Origin of the sequence: Halegenticoccus soli, assembly GCF_002844195.1 — an archaeon.
In the GTDB taxonomy this organism is placed as follows: Archaea; Halobacteriota; Halobacteria; order Halobacteriales; family Haloferacaceae; genus Halegenticoccus; species Halegenticoccus soli.
Genome location: NZ_PEND01000002.1, coordinates 599,731 through 613,746, shown reverse-complemented (window position 1 = coordinate 613,746; position 14,016 = coordinate 599,731). Strand labels below are relative to the sequence as shown.

The window sequence follows — 14,016 nt, the reverse complement described above, 5'->3', positions numbered from 1 at the left end:
CACGCGGGGCAACCGATATAAGTGAAGTCGGCGAAAGTTGCCACGTATTCCCATGTCAGAACCAGACGCGCGCACGGTACGCGAACAGTGGGGGAGCCGGTTCGGCTTCCTGATGGCCATGCTCGGCGCGATGGTCGGCGCCGGGAACATCTGGCGACTCCCGTACATCACCGGAGAGAACGGCGGCGGGGCGTTCCTCCTGGCGTACATTATCCTCCTGTTTTTGATCGCCGTTCCCGGACTGATGGCCGAGACGGTGTTCGGTCGCTACACGGGCCGGGGGGTCATCGGCTCGTTTCGGTCGGCGTTCGGCCGAGGCCGGGCGGAGGGGCTGGGCCTCGTCGTCGTGCTCGTGAACGTGGCGCTCATGTCGTACTACGCGCCGGTCATCGGCTGGACGCTCTACTACGCGGTTCACTCGCTGCTGTTCACCTTCTCGGGGGCCGGATTCGCTCCGCAAGCGTTCTGGGAGGCCTTCTCCGGGTCGACGACGCTCACCGTCGGAACCCACACGCTCGCGGTGGCCCTGATCGCCGGCGTCCTCGTCTTCGGCGTCCGAGACGGCATCGAGCGCGTCGTCAAGTGGATGGTTCCGCTCTTGGTCCTCGCGCTCGTCGCCGTCGCCGCCGCGGGGCTGACTCTCGACGGCGCGATGGCCGGGTTGGCCTTCGCGTTCACCCCCGACTGGACGTACCTGACGCGCGGACAGACGTGGATCACCGCGCTCGGGCAGGCGCTCTTTTCCACCGGTCTCGGCTGGGGGATCGCGCTCACCTTCGGGAGCTACCTCTCGAAGCACGACGACGTCCCGCTCGGCGGCGGCGTCTTCACCGCGGTCGGAAACACGAGCGTCGGCCTCCTGGCGATATTCGCGGTGTTCCCCCTGGTGTTCGCCTTCGGACTCGAACCGACCGAAGGCTCGCAGCTCACGTTCGTCACGCTCCCGAACGTCTTCCCGCAGATGCCCGCCGGCCCGCTCTGGGCGATCGCCTTCTTCGTGGGCTTCTTCTTCGCGACCGTCTCCTCGGGCCTGGCGATCACCGAGGTCGCCGTCACGACCGTGGAGGAAGAAACCCGCCTGGGCCGGACGGGAGCCGTCCTGGCGGTCTCGGGGATCATCTGGTCGCTCGGCGTTCCGAGCGCGTACTCCTCGTCGTTCCTCGGCACGATGGACTTCATGTTCGGGAGTTTCGGGCTCCCGCTGGCGACGATGCTCATCGTACTCACCGTCGGGTGGAAGATCGGCGCCGAGCGCATTCGCGTCGTCGCGCTGAATCAGAACGCGGACATCCACGTGGGCTCGTGGTGGGATCCGGTGATCGCGTACGCCATCCCGGCGATCATGGCGTTCATCGTCCTGTACTACGTGGCGACGAACGTCGGCTCCTCGTTCGCGGAGACCGCCGGCGGCGTCGCGCTCATGGCGGGGCTCGTCGTGGCGGCCGTCGCCGCCATGGGAGCGATCAGGGGCCGGGGCGAGTCGACCGACGCCGTCGGAGGGGGTGACTGATCGTGGCGCTGTCCGTCGGCGGGTGGATCTCGCTGCTCGGTTCGGTCGCCGTCCTCTGGGGGACGGCGACGTGGGCGCTGTACCGGTCGCTGCGCGACGAGGACCGGAAGCTCGAACTCCTCGAAAAGCAGGGGGAGATCGACACCTACTCGCCGCAGGCGCTCGCCGAGCTCCGCGAGTGGATCCGGGCGAACCCGGACGACCCGCTCGCCGAGGAGACTCGGCGACGACACAACGAGTGCGTCGAGATCCTGAAGCGGATCGACGAGCCGTTCTACGGCTGGGAGAGGCGCGACGTCGAGGCGCTCGAAAAGGTGGAGGAGGCGTAGTCGCCGGACCGGAACCCCGGCCGCGCATCGACGGCCTACAGTTATCTTCCGGCGGACGGTAACACGCGGCATGCGCGCGTTCGCTCCACCGGGCGTCATCGACGCGACGAGTATCGGATACAGCCACGCGGTCGAGGTCGACGACCGGCTCTACCTCTCGGGACAGGTCGGCTGGGACGCCGAGTTCGACGTCGCCGACGGGTTCGCCGCGCAGGCTCGACGGGCGTTCGACAACCTCGAAACCGTGCTGTCGGAGGCCGGCCGCGAGCGCTCCGACGTGGCGAAGGTGACCGCCTACCTCGTCGACCCCGCCGAGCACACGGAACCGTTCCTCGAAACGTGGCGGGAGCGGTTCCCCGAGGAGCCGCACCCGTGTCTCACGATCGTCGGGGTCGCCGGACTCGCCCGCGAGGAGTTCCTGCTCGAACTCGACGCCGAAGTCGCGCCCTGAACCGACGTCCGAAGGCGCAGACTTCGCCACCGCTGCGGCGCGACGACAGTGTACGGTGGGCTTCCCGTATAATTAGTTGTACAATCCGAAGAGTTTCCTCCGTACTCCGGACCCGACCGAACGAACGTGCGGAAAATTGCTTGCCTGTATGTTACAATACCGGGCCAATATTCGAACGAGTATGTGGAAATAACCGACATCGAGTCAGTTTCGAGTGTCAGCACAGTCGGATCGGACGAACGCCTCTCGAAGGATCCTCACCGGTAGTACAAGTAGATATATCGAGTCCGGGGAACCCGCGCCGGCGCAGACGCTGAGATCGAGTCCGCGGAACGTGAGCCTCGTCCGCTGCCGACGGTAGAGAAAACAGTCGTTCGTCGCGGCCCCTCGACCACGTCCGGGGGCGTTCGAGTTATTTGCGTCCCGTCGTGTGTGAATCATCACAATAATTAATACACCATGAACCCGTCGGTCGGTATGGTCATGAGTGGCACGCCCCCCTCAAAGCGGAGAGACCGTAGTATCGCCCCAACCCGGCGCCGGTTGCTCAAGGCGGTCGGAACGTCGGCCACCCTCGGCGCCGCGGGGGTCGCCGGCTGTCTCGGCACGATCGGCGGCGACGCGGAGAACACCGTCACGTACGCCACCCTCAACCCGATGTCGGGAACGTACAACAGTCTGGGTCCGACGCAGCGGAAGGGCGCCGAACTCGCCGCGAAGCACATAAACGAGAGCGACGAGTTCGGGTTCGAGCTGAAACTCGTGAAGGGAGACACCGAGACGGATCCGACGGCGGCCCAGCAGGCGGCCCGGCGGCTCGTCAACAAAGACGGCGCGCAGTTCCTGTTCGGTGCCATCTCCAGTTCGGTCGCGCTGGCGCTCAACGAGTTCGCGCAGGACGAGGAGATCATCTACAACCCGGGGGGCGCGGCAGTGCCGATCACGGGCGAAGCCTGCAACGAGTGGGTCTTCCGCGCGGAGACGAACACCGCCCAGGTCGCCGAAGCCGTCTCCGAGTACACGGTGAAGAACCTCGGAAACAGGGTCTGGTTCCACATCTCCGATTACGCGTACGGCGAGTCGGTCCTCAAGCGCGTCCGATCGCGCATGGAGGCGGCCGATGCGAACCTCGAAGTCGTCGGCGTCTCGCGGTCGCAGCTCGGCGCGAGCAACTACGACTCGTTCATCAGCGGGATCGGCGGCTCCGACGCGCAGGTCGCGGTTCTGGGGATGACCGGGAGCGACCTCATCAACTTCGTCGGACAGGCCGCCAGTCAGGGTTTGAAAGACCGCGTGAACCTCATGAGCCCGACGATGACGTTCGCCGTCGTCCGCGGCGCGCTCGGAAAGGCCGCGGTGGGGACCTACGGCGGCGTCCGGTACGTGCCGCAGCTCGAAACGGGCGACAATCGGGCGTTCGTCGAGGCCTACCGGGAGGAGTACGACGGCGAGGACCCCGACAACTTCGCGCGCGTCGGGTACGAGTCGCTGCGGATGACCGCCAGGGGCATCGAGGCGGCGGAGTCGAACGAGCCGGCGGCGGTCAAGGACCAGCTCCCGGGCATGGAGATGGACACCATCTTCGGGAGGAACCAGTTCCGCGCGTGCGACCACCAGGCGATGAACCCCACGTGGATGGGAGAGCTCGTCGAGGGCAGCGGCGAGACCGCGGGCGTGAAACTCCTCAGCAAAGTCGAGGGGAAGGACGCGCTGCCGCCCTGTGAACAACTCGGCTGCTCGCTCGGGTAGATGTCGGCCGCAACGACGCTCTTAGAGCAGGTGCTCAACGGCCTCACCATCGGGATGGTGTACGTCCTCCTGGCCGCCGGCCTGTCGATCATCTTCGGCGTCATGGACGTGATCAACTTCGCCCACGGCGAGTTCTTCGCGCTCGGCGCGTACGTCGGCCTGTCGGTCGCGCTGGCGACGGGCAGCGGCGGGTTCTGGGTGGCGCTGCTCGTCGCACCGCTCCTCGTCGGTCTCGTCGGTGCGGGCGTCGAGCGGTTCACCATCCGGCCGCTGTACGGCCGCAACCCGCTGTATCACATCCTACTCACGTTCGGGCTGGTCCTCATCTTCAAGGACGTCATCACGCTCATCTGGGGCCAGCAGCCCTACCAGTTCGCCAAGCCGCCGCTGCTCTCCGGGACGGTCACCCTGTTCGGTTTCGACTACGCCCTCTACAGCTACTTCGTCATCGGAATCGGCGCGCTCATCGCGCTCGGGACGTGGCTGGCGCTCACCCGCACGCGGTACGGACTCGTCATCCGCGCGGGGTCGATGGACCGCGACATGGTCCGCTACCTCGGCATCGACATCGACCGCTACTACACGATCGTCTTCGCGTTCGGGGCGATGCTCGCCGCCGTCGGCGGCGTCGTCCTCGCCGGCCGCCAGAACGTCGCGCCGGGGATGGGGAACGCGGTCATCATCCCCGCGTTCATCGTCGTCGTTCTCGGCGGCCTGGGGAGCTTCCGAGGGGCCGTAGTCGGCGGCCTGCTCATCGGCGTCATCCAGACGTTCGTCCGGAGCCAGTTCCCCTTCCTCGAGGGGCTGGCCGTCTTCCTGCTCATGATCGCCGTGCTCCTCCTGCGCCCGCAGGGGCTGTTCGGCAACCCCGAGTGGGGGACCGGCGGGGAGGGCGGCGACCTGCTGACCGCCGGCGACGCCGACGTGTTCGATTCGGCCCTCAAACGGCGGATCGGCGTCGGACTCGTCGGCGTCCTCGCGGTGACGCCGCTGCTCATCGGGCTGCCGTCGTACTACGTCAACACGCTGGTCGTCAACATCCTCATCTGGGCGCTCTTCGCGCTGAGCCTCGACTTCGTGATGGGGTACGCGGGCCTCGTCTCGCTCGGGCACGTCCTGTTCTACGGCGTCGGCGCGTACGCGACGGTGCTCGCGGTCATGCACCTCGTGCCGTCGCTGTTCGTCGCGCTCGCGGTCGGCATCGCCGTCAGCGCCGTCATCGCGTGGGTGGTCGGCTACCTCTCCATCCGCGTCTCGGGCGTCTACTTCTCCATGATCACGCTCGCGTTCGCGGAGCTGTTCTTCAGCGCCGTGTTCAAGCTGGAGTGGGCCGGCAGCAGCGACGGCCTGTTCGGCTTCGACCCCGTCTACGGCCTCTTCGCCGGCCCGTCGGTCGGCAGCATCGAACTCGTCGGCGGCGTCAGCGTCTTCTACTACGTCGTCCTCGCGGCCGTCGTGGGCTCGTACCTCCTGGCCCGGCAGGTGATGCGCGCGCCGTTCGGGAGCGTCCTCCAGGCCATCCGCGAAAGCGAACTCCGCACCGGGTTCATCGGCTACGACGTCACCGTGTACAAGCGCCGGGCGTTCGTCGTCAGCGGCGGGCTGGCGGGGCTCGCGGGCGGACTCGCGGCGGTGCAGACCGGCGGCGTCTCGCCGGAGTTCCTGGCGTGGATCAGGTCGGGCGAGGTCATCGTCATGACCATCCTCGGCGGGATGGGGACGCTCTACGGGCCGATGCTCGGCGCGGGCGTCTACCTCGTCAGCAAGGAACTGCTGCTCGGAATCACCGAGCAGTGGCAGGGCGTCCTCGGGCTGATCTTCGTCCTGTTCGTCATCTTCGTTCCGCGCGGCCTCGTGTCCCTGCCGGGACTGCTCGCCGGGCGGTTCGACCGGTCGCCCGGCGGCGGGACCGACGTGCTCGCCGAGGAGGAGACTGAGGTGACAGACTGATGGCCGCGGCGGAATCGGGGACGGTCCGCGAGACCGCGGATCCGGTGCTCGTCACCGAGGACCTCACCCGGCGGTTCGGCAGCCTCGTCGCCGTCGACGGCGTCTCCCTCGAAGTCGAGCGGGGCGAGTTCCGGAGCGTCATCGGTCCGAACGGCGCGGGCAAGACGACGCTCTTCAACCTGATATCGGGGGCGCTCCCGCCCACGTCCGGAACGGTGCGGTTCGACGGCGAGGACGTGACCCGGCTGCCGCCGCACGCACGCGTCCGCCGCGGCATCGGCCGGTCGTTCCAGATCACGAACGTCTTCGGCGCGCTCACGGTCCACGAGAACGTCCGGGTCGCGGCGCAGTCGGTCTACGACGCGGGTCTCCCCATCGCGGAGCGCTTTTTCTGCTCGACGGCCGACTTCGAGGAGATCAACGCCCGCGCGGAGGAGACGCTCGAACGCGTCGGCCTCGCCGACCGGGCGACCGAGCGGGCCGCCGCCCTGGGGTACGGCGACCGGCGGCGGCTCGAACTCGGCCTCGTCCTCGCGACGGACCCGCAGGTGGTCCTCCTCGACGAGCCGACCGCGGGGATGAGCCGCGAGGAGACGCGTGCGACGATGGAGCTCATCGACGACGTGCTCGCCGACCGCACGCTGCTCCTCATCGAACACGACATCGACCTCGTGATGAACGTCTCGGACCGCGTCACGGTGCTCGATCGGGGGCGGGAGCTCACGACCGGCTCGCCGTCGGACGTGGCGGCGAACGAGCGCGTGCAGGCGGCCTACCTCGGGGGCGAACGATGAGCGACGGCGATCCGCTCCTGCGGCTCGACGGCGTCCGCGCCGGGTACGGCGAGACGCAGGTGCTCGACGGCGTCTCGCTCGACGTGAACCGGGGGGAGACCGTCGCGCTCATCGGGCGGAACGGCGTCGGCAAGACGACGACGCTGCGGACGATCCTCGGAGCCGTCACGCCGACGGCCGGGACGGTCCGCTACGACGGCGAGGACGTCACCGGCCTCGGTCCGATCGAGACCGTCCGCCGCGGCGTCGGTCTCGTCCCGGAGGAGCGTCGCGTCTTCCCCGGCCTGACCGTCGAGGAGAACCTCGCCGTCGGCCGGTACGGCGGGAGCGAGACGGCGAACCGGCGCGACCCGGAGGAGGTGCTCGAGACGTTCGAGAACCTGGGGCGTCGGCGGCGGTCCCGCGGCACCGATCTCTCCGGCGGGGAACAGCAGATGCTCGCCATCGGGCGGGCGCTCGTGGCGGGCGCGGACCTGCTGCTCCTCGACGAGCCGACCGAGGGGCTCGCCCCGCTCATCGTCGACCGCGTCTCCGAGTTGATCCGCGAGATCAACGAGGAGGGGATCACCGTCCTCCTCGTCGAACAGAACGTCGCCGTCGCGCTGTCTCTCGCCGACCGCGTCTACATCCTCGACCGCGGCCGCGTCGTCTTCGAGGGCGCGCCCGCCGAACTGGAGGCGAACGAGTCGGTGATGGAGCGACACCTCGGCGTGACCGTCTGAGCGGCGCGGCCGCCCGCGGGAGGTACCGTCCCGCGGGCCTCTCGACGCTCGCGGGCGAACCTCCCCCACCGGCGGGTTCCTCGACCCCGGCGGATGTCTCGACCCCCGCGACCGCTCGACGCAAACCTATTTAGTGGTGTAACGACGGCATTTCGTATGGTCTATAATGAGGTAGAGGCGGCGTCCCGCGGGGACCTGCGGAGCCTCCAGAGCGACCGCCTCCGAGAGACCGTCGCGCACGCCTACGAGAACGTCCCGTTCTACCGGGAGGCCATGGACGAACTCGGCGTCGGCCCCGAGGACGTAGAGAGCGTCGACGACGTTTCGAAGCTCCCGTTCACGACGAAGGAGGACTTCCGGGACGAGTACCCGGACGGGCTGTTCGCCGTCGACTGGGACGCGGTCGTCCGGATCCACGCCTCGTCGGGGACGACCGGCAAGCCGAAGGTCGTCGCTTACACCGCCGAGGACCTGGGCGTCTGGCGGGAGGTGATGGCCCGGTCGCTGTACGCCGCGGGCGTCCGCGAGGACCACGTCGTCCAGAACGCCTACGGCTACGGGCTGTTCACCGGCGGCCTCGGCTTCCACGACGGCGTCGAGGAGCTGGGCGCCTGCGTCGTCCCGACGGGCGGCGGCAACACGGGGCGGCAGATCGAGCTCATGCGGGACCTCGGAAGCGACGTGCTCGCCTGCACGCCGTCGTACTCGCTGTACCTCGCGGAGGCGGCGGCGGAGCGCGGCGTCGACGCGCGCGACCTCCCGCTCTCGACGGTCGTCATCGGCGCGGAGCCGTTCACCGACGCAATGCGCGAGGAGATCGAGGCGGCGCTCGGCGTCACGGCGATCGACGTCTACGGCCTCTCGGAGCTCATCGGCCCCGGCGTCTCCATCGAGTGCGAGGAGGCGCAGGACGGCCTGCACGTCTGGGAGGACCACTTCTACCCCGAGGTCGTCGACCCCGACACGGGCGAACCGCTGCCGCCCAGCGAGGAGGGCGAGCTCGTCCTGACGAGCCTGACGAAGCGGGCGCTGCCCGTCCTGCGCTACCGCACCGGCGACGTGACCTCGCTGAACTACGATCGCTGCGACTGCGGGCGCACCTGCGTCCGCATGGACAACGTCACCGGCCGCGCCGACGACCTGCTGATCGTCCGCGGGGTGAACGTCTACCCCAGCCAGATCGAGGAGGTCATGCTCGACTTCGAGGGCGTCGCCCCGCACTACCGCATCGATCTCACCCGCGAGGACGCCCTCGACCGGATGAAGATCACCGTCGAGCACTACGAGGAGTTCGACGGCGTCGCCGAGGAGCTCCGCGACCGCATCGAATCGCGCCTCCGCGAGGTGCTCGACGTCACGCCCGACGAACTCGTCGTGGCGGGCCCCGGAACGATCGAGCGCACCGAAGTCGGGAAGGTAAAGCGCGTGTTCGACCACCGCTGACGGACGCGGACCGGCGTCGTCTCGCGGTCGTCGTTCCGTTACAGTTTCCGCCCCTTCGCGATTCTCGTCGCCGCTCGCAGTCGCCGCCGTCTACGGTCGGTAGACGCGCCCGCGGAACGTCGCCACGCGCTCGCCGGCCGCCGTCACGACCACCTCGTACTCGGCCGTCCGGCGGGTGCGGTGGGTCTCGGTCGCCCGCGCTTCGAGTTCGGTCCCCGCGTCGACCGCGGTCAGGTAGGACACGTTCGTCTCCAGCGCCACCGCCGCCTCGCCGCGCGAGTTCGACGCCGCGGCGAAGGCCGCGTCCGCGAGCGAGTACACCGCCCCGCCGTGGGGCGTCCCGTGGAAGTTCAACAGCTCCTCCGTCACCGCGAGCGCCGTCGTCGCCGCGCCCGGTTCGAGCGACCGCAGTTCGATGCCGAGCGTCCGGCAGTAGGGATCGGACTCGATCCGCTCTCTGACCTCGGCGGGAACGCCGTTTTCGCTCATCGATCGCCCCCGCCGCGGGCCGCCCCGAGCCGCTCGCCGCCCACGTACGCGCGCTCCGGGCCGCCCCGATCGGCCGCGTAGCCGTCGCGGTACTCCATGAGCTGAAAGAGCGCGCCCGTCGGGTTGCGCGGCGAGACGAACGCCTCAGTCCAGTCGTCGTGCTCCCGCCGGTCGACGATCCGCGCCCCCGACGCCTCCAGCGCGTCGACGACGGCGTCGAGGTCCGCGACTTCGAGCGTGACGTGGTGCAGGCCGGGTCCATTCGCGTCCAGGTACTCCGCGAGGAACCCCCCGTCCCCCGCCGGCGCGATCAGTTCGAGCCGCGAGGCGTCGCCGAAGTCGTACGTCGCCCACGCGAACGAGCCGTCGGGACCCGGTTCCTCGTGGGTCTTCTCGCACCCGAGCGCGAACAGCACCGGCTCCGCCTCCGCGATGGATTCGACCGCGATGCCGACGTGGTCGACCCGTATCGGCGTGCCGTGGGATGACATACCCCCTCTCTCGTCGTCGAACCCATTAATCCTCCGCCCGCGTTCACCACGGCACCCCCTCCCCCGGTGAGTGTGCGCGCCCGGGGAGGGACGTTCGAGGCGTCCGCAGCCGGTGCGGTGCGGACGCGCTCTCCTCGGCTTCCGTCCGCGTCCCGGTTCATCCCGCCGCTACGCCTCCTCCGCGACAGTGAGCGTTAAGTGACCGGTGGCCGAGTTTCGGCCATGGACATCGAGGAGTTCTTCGAGACGATGCCGTTCGCCGACCTCGTCGGCATCGAACTCACCGAAGCGGCGGACGGCCACGCCGAGGGGCGGGTCGAGATGCGCGAGGAGCTGTCGTGGAACGCCGACCGCCTGATGGCTCACGGCGGCGTGACGTTCACCCTCGCGGACACCGTCGGCGGGGCCGCGCTGGTGTCGCTCGTGGATCGCCCCGTCCCGACGATCGACATGCGGATCGACTACCTCAGCGCGGGGACGGGCGACCTGACGGCGGAGGCAGACGTGGTCCGCCTCGGGGGCGACGTCGGCGTCGTGGACGTGGCGGTGTACGTCGACGGCGAGCACACGGCCGAGGCGCGCGGCGTGTACAAGACCGGCTGATCGCTCGGGCGCGAACCGTCGCCCCCTCACGCCACCAGCGGCGCGACTTCGTCGCCGAGCCGCTCGACGCACTCGACCATCCGATCCGTGTCGGTTCCGGGGTGGTACGTCCGGAAGACGAAGTGGACGTCGTCGCCCAGCGCGTCGCGGTACTCGTTCAACCGCGCCGCGACCTGTTCCGGCGTGCCGAAGATCGCCTGTTCTCTCAGCTCTCGGCGGCGCTCCGCGGGGAGTTCCGGGACGGAGTCGCCGGAGAAGATCTCCGCGTACCGCCGCTGGATGTAGAGGTAGCCGTCGCGCATCGCCTCCCACGCGTCCTCCCGCGAGTCGTCGACGAACCCGTGCTGGAGGACGTACACCGCGAAGTCGCCGTCGAGGCCCTCGTCGTCGCGGACGGCCCGGATGTCCTCGACGCGCGTTCTGAGCCCGTCGATCGAGAGCGAGGAGGGGGCGCACCACGCGTCGGCGGTCCTGGCGGCCCGCCTGACCGCGGGTTTCGCCGCGCCGCCGAGCATGATCGGGACGTCCCGCGCGGGCTTCGGCGTCACGGAGGTGTCGGGCGAAACCGGGTGGAACGCCGAGTCGTACCCGATCGGGCCGTCGGACCACGCGCCGCGGAGCAGTTCGACGGCGTCGGCGAGCCGCTCCGCGCGCTCCTCGCGGGGGACGCCGAACTCGGCGAACTCGCGGGGGTTCGATCCGATGGCGAGGCCGAGGACGAGCCGGCCGCCGGAGAGCAGGTCGACCGTCGCGGCGTCCTCGGCGAGCCGCACCGCGTCGTACAGGGGCGCGAGGGCGACGCAGGAGCCGATCTCGATGCGGCTCGTCTCGCGGGAGAGCGCCGCGAGCGCGGGCATCGTCCCCGAGAGGTACCCGTCGTCGAGGAAGTGGTGCTCCGACACCCACGCGCTGTCGAGGCCGGCGTCCTCCGCGGCCCGCGCGAGGGCGCACATCTCGTCGTACAGCTCGGTCGTCGGACGGTCGTCGTCGGGGCGGCGCTGACAGGTGAACAGGCCGGTTCCGAGTCGCATACCGGTGGTGTCGCCGCGGGGGGCTTAGTCCTTCGCCCTCCGGACGTCGACAGCGTTCAGAGACGAGCGGTTCAGCGGAGTGAACCGCTGAGACCGTCTCGAAAGTCCCCCCGTGACGGGTGGGCCGTCTGCGACCGCTCAGCTGAACGCTGCCCGGACGACGCTACCGCTCGGAGTACAGCGGAGGTCGACAGCCGAGAGCCGAGGGCGACGCCGTCAGCGGGCGCCGACGGCGAGCCGCGGTCGACAGCGGAGGGTCGCGGTCGACGAGGGCGACTCAGCGGTCGATGACCGTGATCTCCTCGACGGGCCACTGGCTCAGGATCTCGACGCCGTTCTCCCGGACGACGACCATCTCCTCCACGCGGACGCCCTGCCGGTCCGCCGGTTCCTGCGTCTCGACGGCCATCGTCATCCCCTCCTCGATCTCGATCGGGTGGTCGGGGGAGATTCCGCGCCAGACGAGCGGCACCTCGTACAGCTGGAGGCCGAGCCCGTGCGCCCAGTGGTTCGTCGTCATCTCCCAGTGCTCGTCGGCGCCGTACCAGTCCATGTGCTCGCCCTCGCGGTCCGGGAACGCCGCGGCGATCTCGTCGGTCGTCGCGCCGGGTTCGATGCGTTCGAGGACGGCGTAGAGGTTGTCGCGGGCGGTCTCGTACGCCGCCGCCTGCGCCTCGGTCGGCTCGCCCACCGAGAAGGTGCGGTAGTAACAGGAGCGGTAGCCGAGGTAGCCGATGTTGTAGAAGTCGGCGTAGACGAGGTCGCCCGGGCGGATCAGCCGGTCCGTCGTGTTCGCCTGGTGCTTCGGCCACGTGTTCGGGCCGGAGGTGAGGTAGCCGCCCTGCACCATCGCGCCGTGCCGCCAGAGTTCCCGCGTCGCCTCGCCCCACACCTCCGACTCGCGCATCCCGGGCTTCGCGCCCTCCTTGATCGCCTGAAAGCCCGCCTCGCAGATCGCGGCCACGGTTCGAAGACACTCGATCTCGTCGCGGGTCTTCACCTTCCGGGCGTCCTCCATCGCCGCCGAGCACTCCTCCCGACGGACGTCGATCCCCCGCCGGTCGAACGCGCCGGCGAGGCCGGCGTTGCCGACGTCGATCCCCATCGGTTCGCCCTTCAGCCCGTACTCGTCGAGGGCGTCGACCACCGTCTCTGCCATCTTGTCGAGGAGGAAGCGCCGCGCCGAGTCGCTGCCCGAGGCGCGCGGGACGTTCCCGAGGCCGGGGCAGGCGTAGCGGACGTCGGTCAGCCACGGGCAGTTGAACCGCTGATTGCTCGCGTGGTCCGCGGTGTCCCAGTGGACGACCGAGCCGTCTTCGAGAAGCAGCGAGTAGTGGTCGGCCCCGCTGCCGCCGGTCATGGCGAGGCCGGTGACGTAGCGGATGTTCGGGTCGTCGACGAGCAGCATGCTCCCGAGGCCGGCGGCGCGCATCCGTTCGAGCGCGCGCTCCTTTCGCTCCTCGCGCAGCCGACGCACGTCGATGCGCTCCTCCCAGTCGACGGCCATCGTGCCGCGCGTGCCTTCCATGAAGGTGCGTTCGTAAAAGCCCATGTCGGCCCGTCTACGTCCTCGCATATTAATGATGGTGAACCGGCGGTTCCGCGCGAGATAACCGCCGATCGGGTGGATCGCGCTACTCGTCCTCGCCGCCGTCCGCCGCGCCACCGTTCCCCGACGGATCCCTCACGTTTTATTGTCCAGCCCGGAGATCGTACGGGTGGCATGTACAAGCACGTAGCCCTGCTCGTCCGCAAGGAGGGGATGACTCACGACGAGTTCGTCGACTACTGGCAGACCAATCACACGCCGATCGCCCGCGAGATCGAGGGCGTCGTCCGCTACGCCACGGTGCTCCCCGTCGATCCCGAGCACGCCGAGTTCGACGGCGTCGCCGAGCTGTACTTCGAGGACCTCGACGCGCTGCACGACGCGCTCGGCAGCGAGGGATCGCGCGATTACGACCCGGCGAAGGGCAAGGCGAAGGAGGCCCGCGAGGACGTGGACAACTTCCTCGACGTCGAGCGGCGGCCCCGATTCATCGGCGAGGAGATCGTCCAGAAGGACGAGACGGGCGGCGACACGACGGGGCTGTACAAGCACTCGGCCTTCCTCGTCCGGAAAGAGGGGATGACCCACGAGGAGTTCGTCGACTACTGGCAGACTAACCACACGCCGATCGCCCGCGAGATCGAGGGCGTCGTCCGCTACGCCACGGTGCTCCCCGTCGATCCCGAGCACGCCGAGTTCGACGGCGTCGCCGAGCTGTACTTCGAGGACCTCGACGCGCTGCACGACGCGCTCGGCAGCGAGGGGTCGCGCGACTACGACCCGGCGAGGGGGAAGGCGAAGGAGGCCCGCGAGGACGTGGACAGCTTCCTCGACGTCGAACGGCGGCCCCGGTTCATCGGCCGAGAGACCGTCCAGAAGGACGAGACGGGGCGGTAGCGGGGCCC

Annotated in this window: 14 protein-coding genes; 10 read left to right on the top strand and 4 right to left on the bottom strand. The window is 69.3% G+C overall.

Annotation, left to right across the window (positions count from 1 at the left end; genetic code table 11):
* The first annotated feature begins 52 nt into the window (after positions 1 to 52).
* From CNO20_RS08075 to paaK, 8 genes are all read left to right on the top strand, one after another.
* Complete coding sequence (locus CNO20_RS08075) at positions 53 to 1,510, top strand: sodium-dependent transporter (protein WP_101295610.1); 1,458 nt, start codon at positions 53 to 55, stop codon at positions 1,508 to 1,510.
* A gap of 2 nt (positions 1,511 to 1,512) precedes the next feature.
* Entirely contained in the window at positions 1,513 to 1,839 is a 327-nt protein-coding gene (locus CNO20_RS08070) for a DUF8026 family protein (RefSeq protein WP_101295609.1), read from the top strand.
* 70 nt (positions 1,840 to 1,909) lie between these two features.
* Positions 1,910 to 2,290: a Rid family hydrolase gene (locus tag CNO20_RS08065; protein ID WP_101295608.1), complete on the top strand. Its 381-nt coding sequence runs from the start codon at positions 1,910 to 1,912 to the stop codon at positions 2,288 to 2,290.
* 477 nt (positions 2,291 to 2,767) lie between these two features.
* On the top strand, positions 2,768 to 4,039 hold the full coding sequence (locus CNO20_RS08060) for an ABC transporter substrate-binding protein (protein WP_269844126.1): 1,272 nt from the start codon (positions 2,768 to 2,770) through the stop codon (positions 4,037 to 4,039).
* A complete protein-coding gene (locus tag CNO20_RS08055; protein WP_101295607.1) occupies positions 4,040 to 5,989 on the top strand; it encodes an ABC transporter permease in 1,950 nt (649 codons plus the stop codon).
* A complete protein-coding gene (locus CNO20_RS08050) occupies positions 5,989 to 6,783 on the top strand; it encodes an ABC transporter ATP-binding protein (protein ID WP_101295606.1) in 795 nt (264 codons plus the stop codon). Before CNO20_RS08055 ends, CNO20_RS08050 begins: the two co-directional genes overlap by 1 nt.
* Positions 6,780 to 7,505 carry an ABC transporter ATP-binding protein gene (locus tag CNO20_RS08045; protein WP_101295605.1) on the top strand — a complete coding sequence of 242 codons (726 nt, stop codon included), beginning with the start codon at positions 6,780 to 6,782 and terminating at the stop codon, positions 7,503 to 7,505. Before CNO20_RS08050 ends, CNO20_RS08045 begins: the two co-directional genes overlap by 4 nt.
* 156 nt (positions 7,506 to 7,661) lie before the next feature.
* Complete coding sequence (paaK, locus tag CNO20_RS08040) at positions 7,662 to 8,948, top strand: phenylacetate--CoA ligase PaaK (protein ID WP_101295604.1); 1,287 nt, start codon at positions 7,662 to 7,664, stop codon at positions 8,946 to 8,948.
* A 90-nt stretch (positions 8,949 to 9,038) separates the two neighbouring features.
* Here paaK and paaI read toward each other — a convergent pair whose 3' ends face one another.
* Together paaI and CNO20_RS08030 are read right to left on the bottom strand one after the other, a co-directional pair.
* Positions 9,039 to 9,437 carry a hydroxyphenylacetyl-CoA thioesterase PaaI gene (gene paaI, locus CNO20_RS08035; protein WP_101295603.1) on the bottom strand — a complete coding sequence of 133 codons (399 nt, stop codon included), beginning with the start codon at positions 9,435 to 9,437 and terminating at the stop codon, positions 9,039 to 9,041.
* A complete protein-coding gene (locus tag CNO20_RS08030) occupies positions 9,434 to 9,928 on the bottom strand; it encodes a VOC family protein (RefSeq protein ID WP_101295602.1) in 495 nt (164 codons plus the stop codon). The genes paaI and CNO20_RS08030 overlap by 4 nt, the downstream gene beginning before the upstream one ends.
* 222 nt (positions 9,929 to 10,150) lie before the next feature.
* Here CNO20_RS08030 and CNO20_RS08025 point away from each other — a divergent pair, with 222 nt between their 5' ends.
* Positions 10,151 to 10,531: a PaaI family thioesterase gene (locus tag CNO20_RS08025; RefSeq protein WP_101295601.1), complete on the top strand. Its 381-nt coding sequence runs from the start codon at positions 10,151 to 10,153 to the stop codon at positions 10,529 to 10,531.
* A gap of 26 nt (positions 10,532 to 10,557) precedes the next feature.
* Here CNO20_RS08025 and CNO20_RS08020 read toward each other — a convergent pair whose 3' ends face one another.
* On the bottom strand, positions 10,558 to 11,562 hold the full coding sequence (locus tag CNO20_RS08020; RefSeq protein WP_101295600.1) for an LLM class flavin-dependent oxidoreductase: 1,005 nt from the start codon (positions 11,560 to 11,562) through the stop codon (positions 10,558 to 10,560).
* A 277-nt stretch (positions 11,563 to 11,839) separates the two neighbouring features.
* Entirely contained in the window at positions 11,840 to 13,090 is a 1,251-nt protein-coding gene (locus tag CNO20_RS08015; RefSeq protein WP_101295754.1) for a M24 family metallopeptidase, read from the bottom strand.
* A gap of 195 nt (positions 13,091 to 13,285) precedes the next feature.
* On the opposite strand from CNO20_RS08015, the gene CNO20_RS08010 reads away from it, so the two are divergent.
* Complete coding sequence (locus CNO20_RS08010; RefSeq protein ID WP_101295599.1) at positions 13,286 to 14,008, top strand: EthD domain-containing protein; 723 nt, start codon at positions 13,286 to 13,288, stop codon at positions 14,006 to 14,008.
* Positions 14,009 to 14,016 lie beyond the last annotated feature (8 nt).

Bases quoted from the DNA above. Each gene is read 5' to 3' on its own strand.
- CNO20_RS08020 (WP_101295600.1), bottom strand. From the start codon at position 11,562: ATGCGACTCGGAACCGGCCTGTTCACCTGTCAGCGCCGCCCCGACGAC.
- CNO20_RS08025 (WP_101295601.1), top strand. From the start codon at position 10,151: ATGGACATCGAGGAGTTCTTCGAGACGATGCCGTTCGCCGACCTCGTC.
- CNO20_RS08015 (WP_101295754.1), bottom strand. From the start codon at position 13,090: ATGGAAGGCACGCGCGGCACGATGGCCGTCGACTGGGAGGAGCGCATC.
- CNO20_RS08030 (WP_101295602.1), bottom strand. From the start codon at position 9,928: ATGTCATCCCACGGCACGCCGATACGGGTCGACCACGTCGGCATCGCG.
- paaI (WP_101295603.1), bottom strand. From the start codon at position 9,437: ATGAGCGAAAACGGCGTTCCCGCCGAGGTCAGAGAGCGGATCGAGTCC.
- CNO20_RS08075 (WP_101295610.1), top strand. From the start codon at position 53: ATGTCAGAACCAGACGCGCGCACGGTACGCGAACAGTGGGGGAGCCGG.
- CNO20_RS08010 (WP_101295599.1), top strand. From the start codon at position 13,286: ATGTACAAGCACGTAGCCCTGCTCGTCCGCAAGGAGGGGATGACTCAC.
- CNO20_RS08045 (WP_101295605.1), top strand. From the start codon at position 6,780: ATGAGCGACGGCGATCCGCTCCTGCGGCTCGACGGCGTCCGCGCCGGG.
- CNO20_RS08050 (WP_101295606.1), top strand. From the start codon at position 5,989: ATGGCCGCGGCGGAATCGGGGACGGTCCGCGAGACCGCGGATCCGGTG.
- paaK (WP_101295604.1), top strand. From the start codon at position 7,662: ATGGTCTATAATGAGGTAGAGGCGGCGTCCCGCGGGGACCTGCGGAGC.
- CNO20_RS08060 (WP_269844126.1), top strand. From the start codon at position 2,768: ATGGTCATGAGTGGCACGCCCCCCTCAAAGCGGAGAGACCGTAGTATC.
- CNO20_RS08065 (WP_101295608.1), top strand. From the start codon at position 1,910: ATGCGCGCGTTCGCTCCACCGGGCGTCATCGACGCGACGAGTATCGGA.
- CNO20_RS08055 (WP_101295607.1), top strand. From the start codon at position 4,040: ATGTCGGCCGCAACGACGCTCTTAGAGCAGGTGCTCAACGGCCTCACC.